The organism is Arthrobacter sulfonylureivorans, from assembly GCF_022637435.1.
GTDB classification, from domain to species: Bacteria; Actinomycetota; Actinomycetes; order Actinomycetales; family Micrococcaceae; genus Crystallibacter; species Crystallibacter sulfonylureivorans.
Map to the genome: position 1 here is coordinate 1947080 of NZ_CP093326.1, position 20328 is coordinate 1967407.

Here is a 20328-nt window from a genome sequence, read left to right on the forward strand (position 1 = left end):
TCAACGGCAGGCAGTGATTTCATAGAGCGCGGTGCTGCCTTGGGACGAGATTTGTCGGAAGCCGTGGGAAAAGTCTATGTCCTTGAAACCGGGCCATTTTAGACTGCCGTTCGATTGGTGTGCCCGGATGAGTTGATCGTCGTAGAGGTGGGTTGCCCCCAGTCGGTTCAGTGCATCGCAGACCTTCGGGTCTTTGTTGATGTCGTGGAAGTGGTGCCGGAGATAGTGCTTGTCGGCGCTGCCGGAAGTCATCACCATCTGGAAGTAGACGACTTGGTGCCCTGTCAACGAATAGATGTACGGCAAACCGTTGAAAGGATCCCCAATTACAATCGCGCCTTCGGGCAGCAAAGGGCCGAAGGACTTAATGAACTCTTGTTCGGCTCCAACCAGGCCGCGCCCAGACGCGCCGGGTGTGGTCGAGTAGGGGGCGCCGGCCGCAGTCACTCGGAACTCGTAACGGAACGAGGACGAGGCTACAAAAGTGATCGCGAGTACGCCAATGCAAACTGCGGCCGTCATCGGTTGAAGAAGCCGTTCGCGCCGCCTAATCGGCCGGAAGCTGCGGAGGATCCGATGTAAGACCGACTCAAGTGCGAAAGCGGCGAAGACACATCCGAAAATCAATACCAGCGGCGCCAGCCTTGGCGGATCCTTGTACCAAATCCCGCTCAACCAACGGAAGGGACCCTCTGGACCCGCCGCAAACACGAACAGAAGAACGGAAATGGCCATCCCGCCCACTGCAGGCCTTGCCCTCGGCATGAGAAGGGCTAAAGCTGTACCAATAATCATCAGGACGCCGACCACAATCCCATAACTGTCGGCAGTGGCGTCCTCATGATCGGGTGGACGCGGCAAATCGAATACAACCCATGTCAACGCATCTTCCCACCCCGCTATGGCGCGGCGTGGATAGCCTATTACGCCCGCGAGAATGTCCGAATTGACGAGCACGATGGCGGTCATAACGCTGGCAGCGATCAGGCTGGACGTCAGGAGCACGCCTTGCATCTGGTTCCTTAGCCAGATTCCGCGGCACCAGAGCACGCTGAATCTGACCATATAGAGCCCGCCCAGAGCCAACAGGGCAAACAACGCTGAGGGATGTATCCACACAGCGCCGGCCGTGACGATCATGAGTGAGACAAGCCTGGCTATGGTTCCCCGACGATCGGCAATTGTGCGGTGGGTCATATGGCGCCCTGGAAGCACTGCATCGGCAGTCCACCTGACCCTGCTCCGGAATTGCATTTCGATTCCCAACGCAAGGATCGCTGGCAGCAGAGCGGTGGCGAACGAGTTCGGCCACTGACCGCTGCGTCCCATCTGGACGAACGGAAAGGCCAGGAGCGAGGCTGCAACGATTGGCGTCGCTATCCAAACAACCGGCTTGTTGGGGAATAGCGCTCGGGAGAGGAGGCACATCGATGTGGGCCACACGAGGCAACCGATAATGAGGACGGAAAGATTGCCCGAAACAACCACACTGCCGGGTACCAGCGCGACCATTGCGTGCCAGCCGGACGGATAGAACGACGGCGGAGCACCTCCAAAGATCGGCCAAATGCTCCAGGGGCTTGCTTGGCCATTGTCCTTGATCCATTGCAGGACGTTGACGTGATAGGTGGGGTCCCAGGCCTGCGCGACACGATCCAACTCGCCCATGGAACCGACCTGAACGGCACCGATGATGGTGGCCGCGGCAACCAACGAGCCTGCGACCAGAAGTTTGAAAAATCTTGAAATCGGTGAATTCGGAGGATCACTCGGCGCTGCGATCAGGCGACCGAGGAGAACGCAGACGGCGATGCATAGAGCGGCCACGATTGCGGCAGAAATCCCATTCCACTGCAGCCCTGATATGAGGCAGAACATGGTTCCGGCTGCGGCAAAGGCCGCGCCCGCCGCTGGAGCCAAGACAGCCGCCGGGAGTGAAGGTAGCCGCAGTCCTCGGAGCCCTAAATATCCCGGCACGTAGAAAACAATGAGGAGGGCCAAGAGTTGGCCACCTATGTGAAGGACGCTCATAGCCTGTAGAAGTTCGTCCCGCCGGCTTCGGTAACGCTTTCGGCCGAGTCAGGGAGAACGGGATTCATGACTTCCTTACCAACAGGGGTCGATTCGCACTGCGGCGGGGGCGACCGGTTCCGGCCGCCTCTTGCATCGGACGGCGGGCCAAAAGCAAGTATAGGCAGCTCAAGAGCTAGGACCGGGCATCCCACTAGGCCGTGCACTCATGGGAAGACGGCACTCACAGCAGGCAAGTGAGGTCAGCGGCAGGCGGTGATTTCATAGAGCGCCGCGCTGCCGTGGGAGGCGATGAGGCGGAAGCCGTGGGAAAAGTCCACGCGGTGGAAGCCGGGCCACTGGTGCCTGGGGCTGTGCTGGTAGCCGCGGATCGGTTCGTCGTCGTAGAGGTAGGTGGCGCCGGTGCTCTGCAGCGCCGGGCAGACGCGGGGATCGGATGCGATGTTGCGGAAATGCCGGCGCAGGTAGTCCTTGTCGCTGCTGCCCGCGCTGCTGACGTTCTGGAAGTAGACGGTCTGGTGGCCGGTGAGGGAATAGATGTAAGGCAGGCCGTTGAACGGGTCGCCAATGACGATGGCGTCTCCGGGCAGCAGCGGCCCGAGCGAGCGGATGAAATCCTGCTCTTCGCCCAGCAGCGCCCGCCCGTCCCGGTGCTCGGTGATGCTGTAGCGGATGGAGGCCGCGTCAACGCGCACGTTGTGCCGGAAGGCGCCGGTGGTCACGAAGACCGCGGCCAGCGCGGCGAAAGCCAGCCCCGTGGCTGCCAGTTTGTGGCGGTTGGCACGGGTGGCGGTGCGGATCCCGGTGCCCACGCGGGTGCGCAGCGGGCGGACCAGCCGCACCAGCAGCGTGCACAACTGTTCCAACGCCAGCGCGGCGAAGACCACGCCGAAGATGTGGACCAGCGGGGCGATCCGCGGCGGGTCATTGTACCAGAACCCGGTCAGCCAGCGGAACGGCTGGTCCTCCGGCCCCGCAGCCAGGATGAACAGAACGACGGCGGCCGCCATCCCAGCCACCGCCGGCCAGGTCCTGGCGCTGAAGCACGCCAGCAGTGCACCGCAGACCATCAGGACGCCGACGGTGACGGCGTAGCTTCCCGGAACGGCATCGGCGCTGTCCGGCTGGCGCGGCAGGTCGAAGAACAACCACACCAGCGCGTCCGCCCAGCCCGCCGTGCGGCCGCGCGGATAGGACATCACGGCCGCCAGCTGCTGGGACTGGGTCAGGAGGACGACGACGGCGACAGCTGCCGCCGCCAGCGTGCCGATGACAGCAACGAACCGGCCACGATGGCTTCGCCACAGGCGGGCCAGCCCGAAGACTGCGGCGCGGACCAGATAGACGCCGCCGAGCACCAGCAGGCTGGCAAGGGCCGAGGGATGGATCCAGGCGGCCCCGAAGGTGACCATCGCGAGCGCGGCGAGGTCCGCCGTCGTCCTTCGCCGACTGGCATGCGGCAGGGAGCGTTTCCGTGCGCCGGGGCCGGTGTCTGCGTTGATAGTGCGCTCGACGGCAGGGCTGGCCGTGCTGCTGCCCTGCACCCTGTGCAGCAGCTCGATGCCGAGCGCGAGGATGGCCGGCAGCAGGGCTGCCGCGAAGCCGTTGGGCCACTGGCCGGCGCGGAACATCTGGACAAAGGGGAACGCCAGCATGGAGGAGGCGACCAGCGGCGTCAGGACCCAGACCAGCGGCCGCGCCGGGAACAACGCCCTGGCGAGCAGCGCGAGCGAGGCCGGCCACATCAGGCAGCCGATCACCAGGCAGGACAAATTGCCCGCCGTCACCACGTCGCCCGGCACCAGGGACACCACGGCGTGCCAGCCGGCGGGATAGAACGACGGCGGTGCGCCCCCGAAGATCGGCCAGATGCTCCACGGGCTGGCCTGGCCGTTCTCCTTGATCCATTGCAGGACGTTGACGTGGTAGGTCGGATCCCACGCCTGCGATACCCGGTGGATCGAGCCCATGGCCTCGAGCATGACCCAACCCAGGACCAGGGCGGTGACGGCCAGCGACGCCCCCATCATCCACCTCACGGAGCGCGGCACGGCTATGACGCGGGCTTCGGGCGGAGCGATGGCCCGGCCGGTCAGCCAGCAGAGCCCAATGCCCAGTGCGGCCAGCACGGTGGCGGACAGCAGGTTCCAGCGCACGCCGGTGAGCAGGCAGACCATGGTGCCGACCGCGGCCAGCGCGGTGCCGGCGGCCGGGGCAAGCACCAGGGCGCGGATCGCCGGCTGCCGCAGCGCGCGGAGCGCCAGGAACCCGGGCAGGTAGAACACAGCCAGCATGACCGCCAACTGCCCGGCAACCGTCAAGGCATCCATATCAGCGCCGCTGTCCGGACGTAGCGAAGGAACAGTTTCGGTGGACATGCTGGCTGCGCATCCGGACTCCTTCGCACGGAGGCTGTTGTGGAATTGTAGATCCGTCGGGCTGCCGGACAGTACCCTCCGCGGAGCGCATGGAAACGCAACTGCCCGCCGGAACTGGTGTTCCGACGGGCAGTGGGTGTTGAATCGGGACGGGTCTCCACGCGGCCGGGTCTCCATGCGGCCGCAAGCGGCCTTAATCGACCACCGTTGAGGCTCAGGCTGGCCTTGGTCGACCACCGATTGGCCGGGCACGGGAGCGCTAAGCGGCGCATCGCGGAGCGAGGAACGAGCGACGTGTCTAAGCCGCGTGCGGTTCCGTGCCGGGCAGGGTTACCGGTCGGCGGCCTGGGCCTTGAGCGCGCGGACCACGCCGTCGCGGCTTTCCAGCACCAGTCGGCGCAACGCGGGCGTGCGGTCCGCCAGCTTCTCCAGCCAGGCATCCGTGGCGTCCACGGTGGCCTGGGTGGTCAGCTGCGACGGGTAGAGCCCCACCACGATCTGCTGCGAGAGCTCGTGCGTGCGCGTGTTCCAGATGTCTTCGATGGCGTCGAAGTACTTGGCCGCGTACGGCTCCAGCAGCGCGGTGTCGTGCACGCGGGTGAAGCCGGCGATGACCGACTGCTGGGTGGCGTTGGGCAGGTCGCCCTTGACGACGACGGCGTCCCACGCCGCCGCCTTCGCCTCGGCGGTGGGGATGGCGGCCTGGGCCAGCGCGGCGGCACGCTGGCCGGTGGCGGTGTGGTCGCGCTCCAGTTCGGCGTCGATCTCGGCCTGGCCGAGGCGTCCGCCGGCCACCAGCGAGGTGAGCAGTTCCCAGCGCAGGTCGGCGTCCACGGTCAGCCCCTCCAGCGTCCGGCTGCCGTCCAGCAGCGCGGCGACGGTGTCCAGTTGCCCCTCGGTCTGCGCATGCACGGCGAAGGCCTTGGCGAACTGCAGTTGGGAGTCGGACCCGGCGGCGGCTTCTCCGGCCAGTTCCCAGAGCCGGTCCGCGGCGGCGATGGTCAGCCGCTTGCGGTCGTCCGGGTTCACGTAGAAGGTCAGCGTGGTGGCCAGCTGGCGCAGCAGCACCAGCACCACCGAGGAGTCGGACTCGTAGGCGATGTTGTTCAGCACCAGCTCCACGTACTCGCGGGCCGGCGTCTCGCCGTCGCGGATGGCGTCCCAGGCCGAGGCCAGCACCAGGGTGCGCGGCAGCGACGCGGTGAAGTCCTTCAGGTGGGCCTTGGAGGCGGCCAGCGAGGCCTCGTCCAGGCGGATCTTGGCGTAGGCCAGGTCGTCGTCGTTGAGCAGGATGAGGGCGGGACGGGCCAGCCCGGCCAGTTGCGGCACCTCGGTGCGCTCGCCGTCCACGTCCAGTTCCTCGCGGTGCGTGCGCACCAGCTTGCCCGCCTCATCCAGGTTGTAGAAGCCGACGGCGAGGCGGTGCGGCCGGATGGTCGGGTAGCCCTCCGGTGCAGACTGGAGGATCGCGAACGAGGTGATGGCACCGCCGTCGTCGGTTGAAATTTCCGGCCGGAGGGTGTTCACGCCGGCGGTTTCCAGCCACTTGGCGGACCAATCCTTCAGGTCGCGGCCGCTGGAGACCTCCAGTTCGCCCAACAGGTCGGCCAGCTCGGTGTTGGCCCAGGCATGCTTGCCGAAGTACTCGCGCACGCCGGCCATGAACTCCTCCTGGCCCACCCAGGCCACCAGCTGGCGCAGCACCGAGGCGCCCTTGGCGTAGGTGATGCCGTCGAAGTTGACCTGCACGTCCTCCAGGTCCTTGATCTCCGCGGTGATCGGGTGCGTGGAGGGCAGCTGGTCCTGCCGGTAGGCCCAGGACTTCTCCATCGACGCGAACGTGGTCCACGCATGCGTGTACTCGGTGGCCTCGGCGGCGGCCAGCGTGGACATGAACTCGGCGAAGGACTCGTTCAGCCACAGGTCGTTCCACCAGCGCATGGTGACCAGGTCGCCGAACCACATGTGCGCCAGCTCGTGCAGCACCGTGATGGCCCGGCGTTCCACCATGGCGTCGGTGGGGCGGGAGCGGAACACGTAGTTCTCCAGGAAGGTGACCGCGCCGGCGTTCTCCATGGCTCCGGCGTTGAACTCCGGCACGAACAGCTGGTCGTACTTGGCGAACGGGTACGGGGTGCCGAACTGCTTCTCGTAGAACTCGAAGCCCTGCCGGGTCAGCGTGAAGATGTTCTCGGCGTCCATGTACTCCATCAGCGACTTGCGCGCGAACACGCCCAGCGGGATGGTGCGGCCGTCGGAGCTGGTCAGTTCGCTGCGCACCGACTGGTACGGGCCGGCGATCAGCGCGGTGATGTAGGAGGAGATCCGCGGCGTGGGCTCGAACGCCCAGGTGGCGGCAGCACCGCCGTCGTCCGTGGAACCCACGTGCTGCGGCGCCGGGGTGGGGGAGTTGGAGATGACATCCCAGTGCGACGGCGCGGTGACGGTGAAGCGGAAGGCCGCCTTCAGGTCCGGCTGCTCGAACACGGCGAACATGCGGCGCGAGTCGGGGACCTCGAACTGGCTGTACAGGTAGACCTCGTTGTCCACCGGGTCCACGAAGCGGTGCAGGCCCTCGCCGGTGTTCATGTAGAGCGCGTCGGCGTCGATCTCCAGCACGTTGTGCTCGGTCAGCTCCGGCAGCTGGATGCGCACGCCGTCGGAGACCTCGTCCGGATCCAGCGCCGTGCCGTTGAGCGTGACCGAGCGGACGGTGTCCGTGACGGCGTCGATGAAGGTGGAGCCGCCCGCGGTGGCGGTGAAGGTGACCACGGTGCGCGAGCCGAAAACCTTGGCGCCGCGGGTGAGGTCCAGCGTGACGTCGTACGACTCGACGTTGAGCAGTTCGGCGCGGGCCCGCGCTTCGTCACGGGTGAGATTCAAACCTGGCAAGATCGCCTCCAGAAGTACGGGTGTCCTTGGGTGAAGGACCGGTCGGAAGTGCCGGGAATCTGAAAGAACCCTTGCACAATGTGGTCATTCTCTCACCGCGATGGGCGGTGGCGCAGCAGTTGTGTAAAAAAGGCGAATAGTTTCGGTTCTGTGTCCTCTCGGACGGGTTCTGTGTCCCTTCGGACCATAGGCGTCAGCCGGTGAGTGCCTTGGTCCAGCCGGCGACGTAGCCGGTTTCGTCGAACCGCTTCAGGGTTTCGCGGCTGGCCTGTGCCATTCTCGAGCGCAGCTCCGGGTCCCGCATCAGCGCCAGGACGCCGTCGGCCAGGGCCTGCCGGTCTCCGAACGGCGCCAGGTGGCCGTTGACGCCGTGGCGGATCACGTCCCGCGGACCGTAGTTGGCGTCGTAGGCGGCGACCGGGACGCCGAAGGACATGCTCTCCAGCAGGATCAGCGGGAAGCCCTCGGAGGCCGACGTCAGCAGTGTGGCGCAGGCGGTGGCGTAAATATCCGCGGGGTTGTTGGTGAAGGGCGGGAAGTCGACGGCGGCGCCGAGGCCCAGTTCGTCGATCAGTGCGCGGATGGCGCCTTCTTCCTCGTCGCCGTAGCCGAAGCCGAAAAGCTCCAGCCTGGCCTGCGGGTTGCCGGCCCGCACCAGGGCGAAGACCTGGATGGCCTCGTCCACGCGCTTCTTGGGGTGCAGCCGGGCGGCCATGACCAGCCGGTTCGGATCGGTGGCGGGGTTGGCGGGTTCCGGCTGCCCCGGCGGCGCCAGTTGCCCGATGGTGTGCAGCCGGTCGGCGTGGCCGAATTCCGCGGCGATGTCCTCGCGCTGGGCGTCGGTGTGCAGTACGAGGCCGTCCCATTGGTCCAGATGCTCCAGCAGCCTGCGCCAGTTGCGGCTGACGCCCGACCCCGCGACGTACGGCGGCTCCAAATGGTTGCTGTGCACGGCGGCGATGCGCCGCAGGCGGGGGTGCCGGACGCCAACGACCGCGTCGTCCAAGGTCCTCCCGGGCAGGTTGTTCAGGTTCTCGCGGAATTCGGACGTGAGCACCGGAGCCTCTTCGTCCGCCAACAATTGCTCGAAGGCATGCCGGTAGAGCTCGGCCGGATCCGCGAAGCTGAGGGCATCGGCGTCGTCGTGCGCCACGCCGTCGAATAGGTAGCAGCGTCCCCATTTGGGTGAGCCGGGCTGCTGCGTGATGGTCAGGAAACAACGGCCGTTGCGGCCGATCAGGAGCCGCGCGGTGGGGGTCTTGGACGCTTCCAGGAAATGCTGCACCAGCACCAGCCGGCCGCCTTCGTCCATGTCCTCCCGGGTCAGCCGCGCGCGGTTTGGCGCCAAATGTTCGACGGCGGCGAGCACGCCGTCGGGCTGGAACCGCACGTAGTACTCCTGGACACCGTCGCGGAAGTACCCGAAGGCAAAGCCGGAATTGCCCAGCGGGACAACGTCGTAGTCGTCCTCCGGCGGCGGCTGGACCGGCTCGCGGTTGTCGGGCTGGGGGCTAGGGTCCAGCCCGTAGAGGACGCTGCGGACCTTGACGTCCGGATGCAGATGGCCATCCGCTTTCAGCTCGGCCACCTCGCTGGCCAGCCGGTACTGCAGGCCCAGCACCTCGATCCAGATCTGTTCCGCGGCGCCGTTCTTGGCCAGCGTGTTGGCCCGGGTGCGCACCGCCTTGACCAGGCCCCCGCGCTTGAGGGCCAAGGTGTTGACGGGGAAATGGACTATGGGAGACACGCTCGCATCCTGTCGGAACGGATGCCGCTATTGTTGTCGCCCCACGGGGAACAGTAAAGGGCCGGCGGCCGTGGCCAGCGTCCGGCTCCCGTGGCCCGCGGCGCTGCCTCAGGGCGCACGGGGGATCCGCCAGCCTCAAGAAGTGGTCAAGATTGCCAAGATCCCTTGTGCGGCATCTTGCATCCTGACAAAGTGGTTTGCAACACAAAGTACTTTGACGGGATCGAAAGGGAGTCGATGGACAGCGACAGCCAACCTCCGAACAGGCCGGCGGGCGGTCCAGGAACCACCGGAAGCCCTGCCGTGGGCTGGGAGGAAGCCCGAGGTGGGGAGGACACCGTGGGCGACGGGGAGGACGCTCGGCGCGACGGAGAGGACCTGCCGGCCCACCCGGCGGAAATGCTGGCCCTCATCCGGTCCCAGCAGGACATGGTCCGCACGGGCACCGAGCCCAGCGGGGCGCTGCTCTTCGCGGCGTGGGGAGTGGCTTGGTTTGCCGGCTACCTGATGCTCTACGTGAGCGGGACCCAAGAACACGGCCTGCCGGCAGGTTGGGCGTTCGTCGTGTTCGGGATGCTGCTGGTCTCGGCGATGGTCTTCACCGGCGTGCACATCGGACGCCGGGCAGTCGGCGTCCGGGGCGCTTCAGCGGCGGCCGGGGCCATGTACGGCTGGTCCTGGGCGGTCTGCTTCGCCGTCGTCTTCCTCATCCTGAGCGGCGTGGCGAGGGCGGGTGCCAGCGACGAAGTCATGCAGATCCTCTCCAATTCGATGTCCTGCTTGGTGGTGGCCGCGCTGTACATGGCAGGCGGGGCGCTCTGGCGCGAGTGGCGGATGTTCGCCCTCGGTGTCTGGATCGCGCTGGTCGGCGGGGCCGCCGCAATCGTGGGGCCGCCGTCGTCCTATTTGTTGATGGCTGTGGCCGGTGGCGGCGGCTTTTTGCTGGCCGTGGTTTCGGACGTTGTGCTTGACCGGCGACGGCGCTCGCAGACGTCCGCAACGGACGCCGCTGTGGAAGTGGCGCCGTGAGCGAGCCGGATCTGGATCCGGTGATCCACGCGCAGGCCCGGCTGAAAGTAGTGGCTACTCTGGCGTCGCTGGGCGCCGGCGATCGGATCTCTTTCCCCAGGCTGCAGAAACTGCTGGAGATGACCGCCGGAAACCTGTCCACCCACCTGCGCAAACTCGAAGAGGCCGGATATGTGGCCATGGAGAAAACCTTCGAGGGCCGCAGCCCGGCAACTTTTATCGCGTTGACGCCCCGCGGCCGCTACGCGTTCGAAAGCTATACCGCCGCGCTGAAATCGCTCTTGAAAGGAGCACAGTAATGGAGGCACTGATCAGTGTCCGCTCCGTGACCCGAAGCTTCGGGGACGTGGTGGCGCTCGACGATGTCAGCCTGGAGGTGGGCGCGGGGGAGATGGTGGGCCTGCTCGGACCAAACGGGGCGGGCAAAACCACGCTGCTCTCGCTGGTGAACGGGCAGCGGAAGCCGGACTCCGGCGTCGTCCGACTCTTCGGCGCCGACCCGCGCAAGCCCGCCGCCCGCGCGATGCTGGGCACCACGCCGCAGGAAACGGGGCTGCCGCCGACGCTCAAGGTGGGCGAGGTGGTGGACTTCGTGGCCGGGCACTATGGGGACCCGATGCCGCGGGCCGAGTTGCTGGAGCGATTCGACCTGGCGGGGCTGGCCGGCAGGCAGACCGGCGGACTTTCCGGCGGGCAGAAGCGCAGGCTCGCCGTGGCACTGTCGCTAGTGGGCCGGCCGCGGCTGGTGCTGCTGGATGAGCCGACCACCGGGCTGGACGTGGAGGGGCGGCGCGCGCTGTGGCAGGCGCTGCGCGACTACCACGCCGACGGCGCCACGATCGTGCTGACCAGCCACTACCTGGAGGAAGTGGAGGCGCTGGCCCGGCGCGTCGTCGTCATCGGCGGCGGCCGCGTGCTGGCCGACGATGCCCTGCCGGCCGTGCTGGACCGGGTCAGCGTGCGCCGCGTGGCGCTGGCCGCGCCGGTGCCGGAGTCCGAACTGGTCCGGTTGCCCGGGGTTGCCGATATCAGCACCGATCAGGCGGAATCCACCGCTGGCGCCGGGCGCCGGTACAGCCTGCTGGTCTCGGACTCGGACGACTTCGTGCGTGCCCTTGTGGCGTCCAACGTGCCGTTCTCCGGCCTGGAGGTTCGCGGCGCCTCGCTGGAGGAAGCCTTCCTGACCCTGACGCACCAACACGCCGCGGACCGCGGTGCCGCGCCGGAGCCGGCGTTCGCCGCGCCGTCGGCCGGGGGAACCGCATCCCACGGAGAGGGGAAATAGTCTTGAGCACAACAACAACGACGGCGGTGCCCGCCTCGACCGCGCAGGGCTCCGTGGGCACCGCGAGGCTGGTGCTGCTGCACACCAAGTTCCAGTTCCTCGAGACGGTCCGGATCCCCATTGCGGTGATTGGCAATCTGCTCTTCCCCACACTGGCCGTGTTCTTCTTCGTGGTGCCGCAGCCGGCGGCCCAGGAAGTCCCGGCCGTTGCGACGGCGATGGTCGGTCAACTGGCCATGTTCGCGGTGATGTCAACCTTCCTGTTCAGCTTCGGCATCGGGGTCGCCGAGGACCGGGCGCAGCCGTTCGAACCCTACATGCGGACGCTGCCGGCGGGCGCCGGTCCGCGGATGGCCGGGAGACTGATCAACGGGTGCATCTTCGCACTGATGGCCCTGGTGCCGCTGGTTTTGGTCGGCTGGTTCCTGACGGCAGCCGAGGTCAGCATGGCGGTGCTGCTGCTGGCCGCCGCGCTGATCCTGGTCATCGGCGCACCGTTCCTGATGCTGGGCCTGGCGATCGGCTACTCGATCTCGGCCAAGGCGGCGCTGGCCGTGGTGCAGGTGGTGCTGTTCCCGCTGGCCTTCGCGGGAGGACTGTTCATGCCGGCGGAGCTGTTCCCGGACTGGCTGGACAGGTTCAGCCAGTTTCTGCCCAGCCGTGCTGGCCGCGAGCTGCTGATCCAGGTGCTCACCGGATCGGACGCCTACCCGCTGGCGCTGCCCGTGTTGCTGGGCTGGGGCGCGCTGTTCACCGCGCTGGCGGTCGTGGCCTACAGGAGGGACCAAGGACGCCGGTTCCACTAGCCCCGGGCTGGTGGCAACCACCGCCCGCCGCCTCCATCGACTGTCCAGCAGGCGCCCTTTTCCGCCGTCATCAGGGCGTCTGCTGAATAGTCCTTGGAGCCGTGCGGTTACAGTCGATTCAATACGCTCAATGACAGGGGAGAGATGAGCCGGACGATCACGGCCAGCGATGCAACCTACCGGCCGACCTTCGACGTCAGGGCCGTGCTCTTCGGCGTCGGCGTGCCGGTGCTGATGGCCGTGGGGCTGGCGCTGTGGCTGATGTCCGTGGCGCACCGGATGCCCGATCCGGTGGCCTCGCACTTCGACGCAACCGGTGTGGCCGATGATTTCTCCGGCTTCACCTCCACCGCGGTTGCCGCCGTCGTCGTGACGGCATTCACCGGCGCCGTGTGCGGACTCTGCTGTGCCCTGTATGCCGTGCCGCTGGCCATGCGTCGGTTCGGCGTCGGATTCAGCATCCTGATCACCGCGTTCTGCGTCATGATCTTTGTCGCCGGCATCGCGCCGCAGTTCGACGTCGCGGACGCCGCCGGGACCCAACTGGACTGGGGACTCTTCTGGGCCGGCGTCGGGCTGGCGGCGTTGCCGGCGATCGGCCTGCCCTGGCTGCTGAAGCGTGACGACCACGTCAATGCGGTGCCCGCCGAGGTTCGGGATGGCTCCCATCTCGACGTCGATGCCGCCCGCCGTGGCGAAGCGTTGGAGCTGAAAATCAGTGGCTCGCGGACCCTGATGTCGGTTCTGGGCGTGCTGATGTTCGGGTCCATCGCGTGGCTGGCCGTGGCGTCCTGATGGTGGGTGCTGGTGGCGGCAGTCATCACGGCCGCCCTGCTGGCGTTCTTCGTGGCAACCGTCCGGGCCGACGCCGACGGACTGAGCGTGCGGGTACTGGGCGGCTGGCGGATTGTGTCCATCCCGGTTTCGGACTTCCGGGTTGCGACGGCGGCGCGGGAGATCTACCCGATTCAGTACGGCGGATGGGGCTACCGGATCTCTGCGTGGGGCTCGGCCTTTGTGGTGCGCACCGGACCCGCCGTGGTGCTGCATCTGGCTGGCGGCAAGGACTTCGTAGTCAACACGGACACGCTGCAGAACGCCGAGCGGATGGCAGCCGTGCTGAACGGCTACAAGACCGCGGCCGCTGGGTGAACCCGCTGACGGGTTAGTGAGACCACAGGGGTTTGACGCGGCCCGCGCAAGGAGGAAGGCCGCGCCAAGGCGAGCACCGCCGTCGTAAATCCGCCGGAAATCAGGACCGGCATGCCGCCTCCAGTAGGCTGGAAGCCGCCAATCTCCCTCCCCGTACGTAACAGAAGGACCCCATGCGCGTTCACATTGCCACCGACCACGCCGGCCTGGAGCTCAGCCACCACCTGATCGAGCACCTGACCGGCCAGGGCCACGAGGTCATCGACCACGGACCCACCGCGTACGACGCCGAGGACGACTACCCCTCGTTCTGCATCAACGCCGCGCTTGCCGTGGTGGCGGACCAGGCCGCCGGCGTGGAAGCGCTGGGCATCGTGTTGGGCGGCTCCGGCAACGGCGAGCAGATCGCGGCGAACAAGGTCAAGGGCATCCGCGCCGCGCTGGCGTGGAACCTGGACACCGCCAAGCTGGCCCGCGAGCACAACGACGCCAACGTTGTCGCCGTCGGCGGCCGCATGCACAGCGTGGAGGAAGCCACCGCCATCATCGAGGCGTTCCTGGCCGAGCCGTTCTCCAACGCCCAACGCCATGCCCGCCGGATCGGCAAGATCGCCTCCTACGAAACCACCGGCGAGGTCCCGGCCTAACCATGCCCGAAGGCCATTCGGTCCACCGCCTGGCCCGCCAGTTCCAGGACGTTTTCGCCGGCGCGCGGCTTGCCGTCTCCAGCCCGCAGGGCCGCTTTACCGCCGGCGCCGCCCGGCTCCACGGGGCCACGCTGCTGGCCGCCCGCGCGCACGGCAAGCAGTTGTTCCTGGACTTCGACAACGGCCTGGTCCTCCGGGTCCACCTGGGCCTGTATGGGGCGTGGAGTTTCGGCGGGGACGCGAGCTTCCGCGGGGCCTCCAGCATCGGGGCGCCGCGCCGGGTGGGGGAGCGGGAAACGTACGACGACGGTGCTCCCGTTGCGTACGACGGCCCGCCGGAGCCGGTGGGCCAGGTGCGCGTCCGGTTGGTGTCGGACCACGGCTGGGCGGACCTCCGCGGCCCCACCGCCTGCGAGGTGCTCACGCCCGAGGAGGCGTCCGCCGTCGTCGGTAAATTGGGTCCGGACCCGCTGCAGAGTGAGGGTGGCCCGCGGCAGGATGAGAGCGACCCGTTGCAGGCTGGAGCCGGCGGGGCGGCCGAGTTTGTCCGCCGGCTGACCTCCAAGCGCACCGTCGTGGGGCAGCTGCTGATGGACCAGAACGTGGTGGCCGGCGTTGGCAACATCTACCGGGCCGAGACGCTGTTCCGCCGCGGCCTGAGTCCCTGGCTGCCCGCCAAGCAGCTGTCCCCGGAGGAAGCCGGGCTGTTGTGGGCGGACATCGTGGATGTGATGGGCGACGGCGTCCGCGACGGCAAGATCATCACCACCCGGCCCGAACACCGGGACACCGACCCGGCTGGCCAGGTGCTGCCGGTCTGGCCGGACAACGCCTACTACGTGTACCAGCGGCAGGGCATGGCGTGCCGGGTCTGCGGCAACCCCGTGGCGCTGACGGACATGGCCGCCCGCAAGCTCTACTGGTGCCCCTCCTGCCAGCCGGACTGATTCGCGGGGCCGCGGCCGGTCACCTGACTGCTCCGGGCGGCGTCACCCGCCTGCTCCGGGCGGCGTCACCTGACCGCTCCGGGCGGCGTCACCTGACCGCTCCGGGCGGCGTCACCTGGCTGCTCCCGGCGGCCCAAATCAGGTTTTATCGTCCAAAGCAGGGTTTGTGGCGTATGGTCTCGGCGACAAACCCTGACGTGGAAAATAAACCCTGACTTGCGGGCGCGGGACGAGTGAGCCTGGCGTGAAGACCACGGACGAGGGCGCAGCACCGGCCGGGCCGATTTGTTGAACGGGGCCGCCGTCGTGCTAAAGTTTCAACGTCCTCGGGGATGTAGCTCAATGGTAGAGCCTCAGTCTTCCAAACTGATTACGCGGGTTCGATTCCCGTCATCCCCTCGCAGTGAGAGGCGGTCCAGTAGGGCCGCCTTTTCTGTTAGCGGCTGTAGCGTCAGGGTTTCATCGGCGCAGCAGTCCGCGGAACGCAATTGTGCAGCAAGCCGGGATAGCCCGTAGACTTGCGTGTGCACTACGGGGCGTAGCGTAGTGGCTAGCGCGCCTGCTTTGGGAGCAGGAGATCGCAGGTTCGAGTCCTGTCGCCCCGACTCTGTATTCTTGGTGCAGATTTAACCCCTATAGCTATCAGGAGTCCTAACGCTGTGAAGAGCGCTGTCGAAACCCTCACCCCCACCCGGGTCAAGCTCAACGTTGAGGTCCCCTTTGAGGAACTCAAGCCCAGCATCGACGCGGCGTACAAGACCATCGCGGGCCAGATCCAGGTTCCCGGCTTCCGCAAGGGCAAGGTTCCCGCCAAGCTGATCGACCAGCGCGTGGGCCGCGGCTACGTGATCGAGACCGCCATCAACGAGGGGCTGAACGGCTTCTACCAGGGCGCCATCGAAGAGACCGGCATCCGCCCGCTGAGCCGCCCCGAGGTTGAAATCACCGAGGTTCCGGATCCCACCGCCACCGAGGGCCAGCTGGCCTTCCACGTGGAGGTTGACATCCGCCCCGAGATCGAGCTGCCCGAGTACGCCGGCCTCGAGGTCACCGTGGAGGCCACCGAAGCTTCCGAGGAAGACGTGCAGAAGGCCCTGGACGACCTGCGCGGCCGCTTCGGCACCCTGAAGACCGTTGACCGTCCGGCCGCTGCCGACGACTTCATCACCATGGACCTGTCCGCCAAGGTGGACGGCGAAGAGGTTGATTCGGCCGCCGACCTGTCCTACCAGGTAGGCGCCGGCACCATGCTCGAAGGCCTGGACGAAGCCGTCACCGCGCTGAGCGCCGGCGAAGACGCCACGTTCGAGACCAAGCTGGCCGGCGGCGAGCACGCCGGGAAGGACGCCACCGTCACGGTGAAGCTGAAGGCCGTCAAGGAGCGCGAGCTGCCCGAGGCCGACGACGACTTCGCCCAGCTGGCGAGCGAGTTCGACACCATCGCCGAGCTGAAGGAAGACCTGGCCAAGCAGGCCGCCGACGCCAAGGTGATGGAGCAGGGCATCGAGGCCCGCGACAAGGTGCTGGACAAGCTCATGGAGCTGGTCGAGGTTCCGGTGCCGGATTCCGTCGTCGAAGAGCAGATGGAACAGCACTTCCGCCCGGAGAACAGCCACGGTGAAGACCACGACACCGAGGAGCACCGCGCCGAGGTCCGCGAGAACACCGCGAAGGCTTTCCAGAACGAGATCGTGCTGGACGCCGTGGCCGATAAGGAAGAGCTGGGCGTCAGCCAGGCCGAACTGATCGACTACATCGTCTCCTCCGCCGGCCAGTACGGTATGGACCCGAACCAGTTCGCGCAGCTGCTGGACCAGTCCGGCCAGGTCGGCATGATGGTGGGCGAGGTCCGCCGCCGCAAGGCCCTGGCCAAGGTCCTGGAGCTGGCCAAGGTCACCGACTCCAACGGCGCCGAGGTGGACCTGAGCGACTTCGTCCGCCCCGCCGGCGAAGAAGAGCCGAACATCGAGGACATGATCCAGGCTGCCGAAGCCGAAGCTGACAACGCCGAATCGGCTGAAGACACCGAAGGCGCCGACGAGGCCGCTGAGGAAGCTCCGGCCGCCGAGGCAGACAAGAAGTAGGCAGCACACTGCCGCACAGACGGACCGCCGGACCCCACAGGGGGCCGGCGGTCCGCCGCTTTAACTCCCGCGCACGACGGCGCTGCCCGGCTTGGCCGGGATGGGGTGCACGACGGCGGTGCCCGGCTTGGCCGGGATGGGGTGCCCGACGGCGGTGCCCGGCTTGGCCGGGATGGGGTGCACGACGGCGGTGCCCGGCTCCGGCGCGTGACCTCCGGGCCGCCGGAAAAGGCGGCCCGAGCGCATGGTGAACGGCCCTGCGGAAGGCAAGCTCCGGCGTCGTAATTCTGCTGCAGGCAGAGGTTTTCCCGCGCCAACACGGGCCTGATGCGCCGTCAGCGAACAGTGCGTTGTCAGGGAGGAATCGGGCAGCCGAACACGTTACTGTCCAAGTAGATAAACCACCCGAGGGCCGCCGGATGACGGTTTGGCCCGGGGAAGAAGCGAGAGGTATTTCAGCATGTCGAATGAATCCGCCACTCCGATGATGGCTACGGTGGAAGCCGCCAGCCGCGAAGACTACATCTACAACCGCCTGCTCAAAGAGCGCATCATCTGGCTCGGCTCCGAGGTGCGGGACGAGAACGCCAACGCCATCTGCTCGCAGCTGCTGCTGCTCTCGGCCGAGGATCCGGAAAAGGACATCTACCTCTACATCAACTCGCCTGGCGGCTCGGTCACTGCCGGCATGGCCATCTACGACACCATGAAGTTCATTCCGAACGACGTGGTTACCGTGGCTACCGGCCTGGCGGCGTCGATGGGCCAGTTCCTGCTGTCCTCGGGCACCAAGGGCAAGCGCTACGCCACCCCGCACGCACGGATCCTGATGCACCAGCCCTCCGGCGGCATCGGCGGCACGGCCTCGGACATCCGGATCCAGGCCGAGCTGATCCTGCACATGAAGCAGGTCATGGCGGAGCTGACCGCCGAGCAGACCGGTCAGACGGTTGAGCAGATCCTGATCGACAACGACCGCGACAAGTGGTTCACGGCCGAGGAAGGCCTGGCCTACGGATTCTTCGACAAGATCTCCGCCCACGCCGGCGGGGTCACCGGCGGCGGCGGGACGCAAAGCGATTCCGCCTCGACGACGGAATCCTGAGCCCACGCGCCACCGACCCGAATACAAGCAGGAGAATCTCATGGACTACAACTTCGGTGCCGCTGCCGGCGGTTTCGCCGCGAACATGCCGCAGAGCCGCTACGTGCTGCCCCAGTTCGAGGAGCGCACGCCCTACGGCTTCAAGCGCCAGGATCCCTACACCAAGCTGTTCGAGGACCGCATTATCTTCCTGGGTGTCCAGGTGGACGACGCCTCGGCCGACGACGTGATGGCCCAGCTGCTGGTGCTTGAGTCGACGGACCCGGACCGCGACATCACCATCTACATCAACTCGCCGGGCGGCTCGTTTACCGCGATGACGGCGATCTACGACACCATGCAGTACATCCGCCCGGAGATCCAGACAGTGTGCCTGGGCCAGGCTGCCAGTGCCGCCGCCGTGCTGTTGGCCGCTGGCACGCCGGGCAAGCGTCTGGCCCTGCCGAACGCCCGCGTGCTGATCCACCAGCCGGCGCTGGGCGGCGGCGAACGCGGCCAGGCCTCCGACCTGCAGATCCAGGCGGACGAAGTCATGCGGATGCGCGCCTGGCTGGAGAACGCGCTGGCCATGCATTCGGGCAAGGACGCGGCCCAGGTCAACAAGGACATCGAGCGCGACAAGATCCTCACGGCCGACGGCGCCCTGGAATACGGACTGATCGACCAGGTGCTCGACTCCCGCAAGATCCACAAACCGGCGATCACCAAGTAATACCGAGTAAAATTGCCGGATTGCCTTCACTGCCCGTGGCGCGTCATATCGCACCACGGGCAGTGTGGTTACTGAAACTGTCGGCGCAGTGAATTAGAGTTGGTGTCAGCTAGCTTCGGCAACGCAGCACCAACCCGGCATTCCAGGTGGGGTTGAGGCTACGGCTGCCGCGGCAAGTGCCGACGTAGAACCAAGTAAGGGGACGGATATGGCTCGCATAGGTGAGAGCGCTGACCTGCTCAAGTGCTCTTTCTGCGGCAAGAGCCAGAAACAGGTGCGGAAGCTGATCGCCGGCCCCGGCGTGTACATCTGCGATGAATGCATCGAGCTGTGCAACGAGATCATCGAAGAAGAGCTGGCCGAGGTTTCGGACCTGGGCAGCTTCGAACTACCCAAGCCGCGCGAAATCTTCGATTTCCTTCAGGAGTACGTGATCGGCCAGGAGCCCGCCAAGCGCGCGCTGGCCGTGGCGGTCTACAACCACTACAAGCGCATCCAGTCCGGCCATGCCCCCAAGGGGACGGCCAACCTGTCCGACGCCAGTCCGCTGGAGGATGTGGAAGTCTCCAAGTCCAACATCCTGCTGATCGGCCCCACCGGCTGCGGCAAGACCTATCTGGCGCAGACGCTGGCCCGCCGGCTGAACGTTCCCTTCGCCGTCGCGGATGCCACCGCGCTGACCGAGGCCGGCTACGTAGGCGAGGATGTGGAGAACATCCTGCTCAAGCTGATCCAGGCCGCCGACTATGACGTGAAGAAGGCCGAGCAGGGCATCATCTACATCGACGAGATCGACAAGATCTCGCGCAAGAGCGAGAACCCGTCGATCACCCGCGACGTCTCCGGTGAAGGAGTCCAGCAGGCGCTGCTGAAGATCCTGGAGGGAACCGTGGCCTCGGTTCCGCCGCAGGGCGGACGGAAGCATCCGCACCAGGAATTCATCCAGATCGACACCACCAACGTGCTGTTCATCGTGGCCGGTGCCTTCGCCGGGCTGGAGGAGATCATCGGGTCGCGGGCCGGCCGCAAGGGCATCGGCTTCGGAGCCCCGCTCAAGGACGCGGCAGCGGAAAAGGATAGCTATGGCGAGGTCATGCCCGAGGATCTGCTGAAGTTCGGCCTGATCCCGGAGTTCATCGGCCGCCTGCCGGTGATCACGACGGTGTCCAACCTGGACCGCCCGGCACTGATCAAGATCCTGACCGAACCGAAGAACGCCCTGCTGCGGCAGTACCAGAAGATGTTCCAACTGGATGGCGTTGAACTGAGCTTCGAGCCGGACGCCCTCGAGGCAGTGGCTGACCTCGCGTTGGAGCGGGGGACCGGTGCCCGCGGGCTCCGGGCGATCATTGAAGAGACGCTGCAACCGGTGATGTTTGATCTGCCCAGCCGCGAGGATATCGCCTCCGTGGTGATCACCGCCGACGCGGTGCTGAACAAGACGGAACCGACGCTGATTTCCCACGACGTGGTGGCCAAGCGGCGGAACAAGTCCGCCTGACGCACTGAACCA

Annotated in this window: 17 protein-coding genes and 2 tRNA genes; 14 read left to right on the forward strand and 5 right to left on the reverse strand. The window is 66.8% G+C overall.

Going from position 1 to position 20328, the window contains the following annotated elements; translation table 11 throughout:
- The 4 genes from MNQ99_RS09135 to MNQ99_RS09150 form a co-directional block, all read right to left on the reverse strand.
- Positions 1 to 2001 (reverse strand): DUF6541 family protein, encoded by a 2001-nt coding sequence (locus MNQ99_RS09135; RefSeq protein ID WP_241915205.1) that lies wholly within the window; start codon positions 1999 to 2001, stop codon positions 1 to 3.
- Between the two features lie 272 nt (positions 2002 to 2273).
- Entirely contained in the window at positions 2274 to 4409 is a 2136-nt protein-coding gene (locus MNQ99_RS09140) for a DUF6541 family protein (RefSeq protein WP_241915206.1), read from the reverse strand.
- Between the two features lie 330 nt (positions 4410 to 4739).
- Positions 4740 to 7292, reverse strand: a complete 2553-nt coding sequence (gene pepN / locus MNQ99_RS09145) for an aminopeptidase N (protein WP_241915207.1) — start codon at positions 7290 to 7292, stop codon at positions 4740 to 4742.
- 202 nt (positions 7293 to 7494) lie between these two features.
- Complete coding sequence (locus MNQ99_RS09150) at positions 7495 to 9048, reverse strand: glycosyltransferase (protein ID WP_241915208.1); 1554 nt, start codon at positions 9046 to 9048, stop codon at positions 7495 to 7497.
- A gap of 192 nt (positions 9049 to 9240) precedes the next feature.
- Between MNQ99_RS09150 and MNQ99_RS09155 the strand changes: the two genes are divergently transcribed.
- The 11 genes from MNQ99_RS09155 (at position 9241) to tig (ending at position 16998) form a co-directional block, all read left to right on the forward strand.
- Positions 9241 to 10077 carry a hypothetical protein gene (locus tag MNQ99_RS09155; RefSeq protein WP_241915209.1) on the forward strand — a complete coding sequence of 279 codons (837 nt, stop codon included), beginning with the start codon at positions 9241 to 9243 and terminating at the stop codon, positions 10075 to 10077.
- The gene (locus MNQ99_RS09160) at positions 10074 to 10376 is read left to right on the forward strand and encodes a winged helix-turn-helix domain-containing protein (RefSeq protein ID WP_127513671.1); all 303 of its coding nucleotides are present in this window, start codon (positions 10074 to 10076) and stop codon (positions 10374 to 10376) included. The genes MNQ99_RS09155 and MNQ99_RS09160 overlap by 4 nt, the downstream gene beginning before the upstream one ends.
- Positions 10376 to 11362 (forward strand): ABC transporter ATP-binding protein, encoded by a 987-nt coding sequence (locus MNQ99_RS09165; protein WP_241915210.1) that lies wholly within the window; start codon positions 10376 to 10378, stop codon positions 11360 to 11362. Before MNQ99_RS09160 ends, MNQ99_RS09165 begins: the two co-directional genes overlap by 1 nt.
- A gap of 2 nt (positions 11363 to 11364) precedes the next feature.
- Positions 11365 to 12168, forward strand: coding sequence for an ABC transporter permease (locus tag MNQ99_RS09170; RefSeq protein WP_338423124.1), 804 nt, complete (start codon positions 11365 to 11367; stop codon positions 12166 to 12168).
- 144 nt (positions 12169 to 12312) lie between these two features.
- Positions 12313 to 12963 carry a hypothetical protein gene (locus tag MNQ99_RS09175; RefSeq protein ID WP_241915211.1) on the forward strand — a complete coding sequence of 217 codons (651 nt, stop codon included), beginning with the start codon at positions 12313 to 12315 and terminating at the stop codon, positions 12961 to 12963.
- 12 nt (positions 12964 to 12975) lie between these two features.
- Positions 12976 to 13320, forward strand: coding sequence for a hypothetical protein (locus tag MNQ99_RS09180; RefSeq protein WP_241915212.1), 345 nt, complete (start codon positions 12976 to 12978; stop codon positions 13318 to 13320).
- Positions 13321 to 13493: 173 nt separating this feature from the next.
- Positions 13494 to 13967, forward strand: coding sequence for a ribose-5-phosphate isomerase (locus tag MNQ99_RS09185; protein WP_241915213.1), 474 nt, complete (start codon positions 13494 to 13496; stop codon positions 13965 to 13967).
- A gap of 2 nt (positions 13968 to 13969) precedes the next feature.
- Entirely contained in the window at positions 13970 to 14914 is a 945-nt protein-coding gene (locus tag MNQ99_RS09190; protein WP_241915214.1) for an Fpg/Nei family DNA glycosylase, read from the forward strand.
- Between the two features lie 328 nt (positions 14915 to 15242).
- Positions 15243 to 15313: transfer RNA gene (locus MNQ99_RS09195), tRNA-Gly, on the forward strand.
- Positions 15314 to 15446: 133 nt separating this feature from the next.
- Positions 15447 to 15519 (forward strand) — tRNA-Pro (locus tag MNQ99_RS09200).
- 54 nt (positions 15520 to 15573) lie between these two features.
- The gene (gene tig, locus MNQ99_RS09205) at positions 15574 to 16998 is read left to right on the forward strand and encodes a trigger factor (RefSeq protein WP_241915215.1); all 1425 of its coding nucleotides are present in this window, start codon (positions 15574 to 15576) and stop codon (positions 16996 to 16998) included.
- 60 nt (positions 16999 to 17058) lie between these two features.
- On the opposite strand, the gene MNQ99_RS09210 is transcribed toward tig, so the two are convergent.
- Positions 17059 to 17268 carry a hypothetical protein gene (locus MNQ99_RS09210; protein WP_241915216.1) on the reverse strand — a complete coding sequence of 70 codons (210 nt, stop codon included), beginning with the start codon at positions 17266 to 17268 and terminating at the stop codon, positions 17059 to 17061.
- A 217-nt stretch (positions 17269 to 17485) separates the two neighbouring features.
- On the opposite strand from MNQ99_RS09210, the gene MNQ99_RS09215 reads away from it, so the two are divergent.
- The 3 genes from MNQ99_RS09215 to clpX all read left to right on the forward strand — a co-directional run bounded on the left by MNQ99_RS09215 (position 17486) and on the right by clpX (position 20316).
- A complete protein-coding gene (locus MNQ99_RS09215) occupies positions 17486 to 18103 on the forward strand; it encodes an ATP-dependent Clp protease proteolytic subunit (protein ID WP_127513857.1) in 618 nt (205 codons plus the stop codon).
- A gap of 40 nt (positions 18104 to 18143) precedes the next feature.
- Complete coding sequence (locus MNQ99_RS09220) at positions 18144 to 18815, forward strand: ATP-dependent Clp protease proteolytic subunit (protein ID WP_127513688.1); 672 nt, start codon at positions 18144 to 18146, stop codon at positions 18813 to 18815.
- A 208-nt stretch (positions 18816 to 19023) separates the two neighbouring features.
- Positions 19024 to 20316: an ATP-dependent Clp protease ATP-binding subunit ClpX gene (clpX, locus tag MNQ99_RS09225; protein ID WP_127513690.1), complete on the forward strand. Its 1293-nt coding sequence runs from the start codon at positions 19024 to 19026 to the stop codon at positions 20314 to 20316.
- The last annotated feature ends 12 nt before the right edge of the window (positions 20317 to 20328 follow it).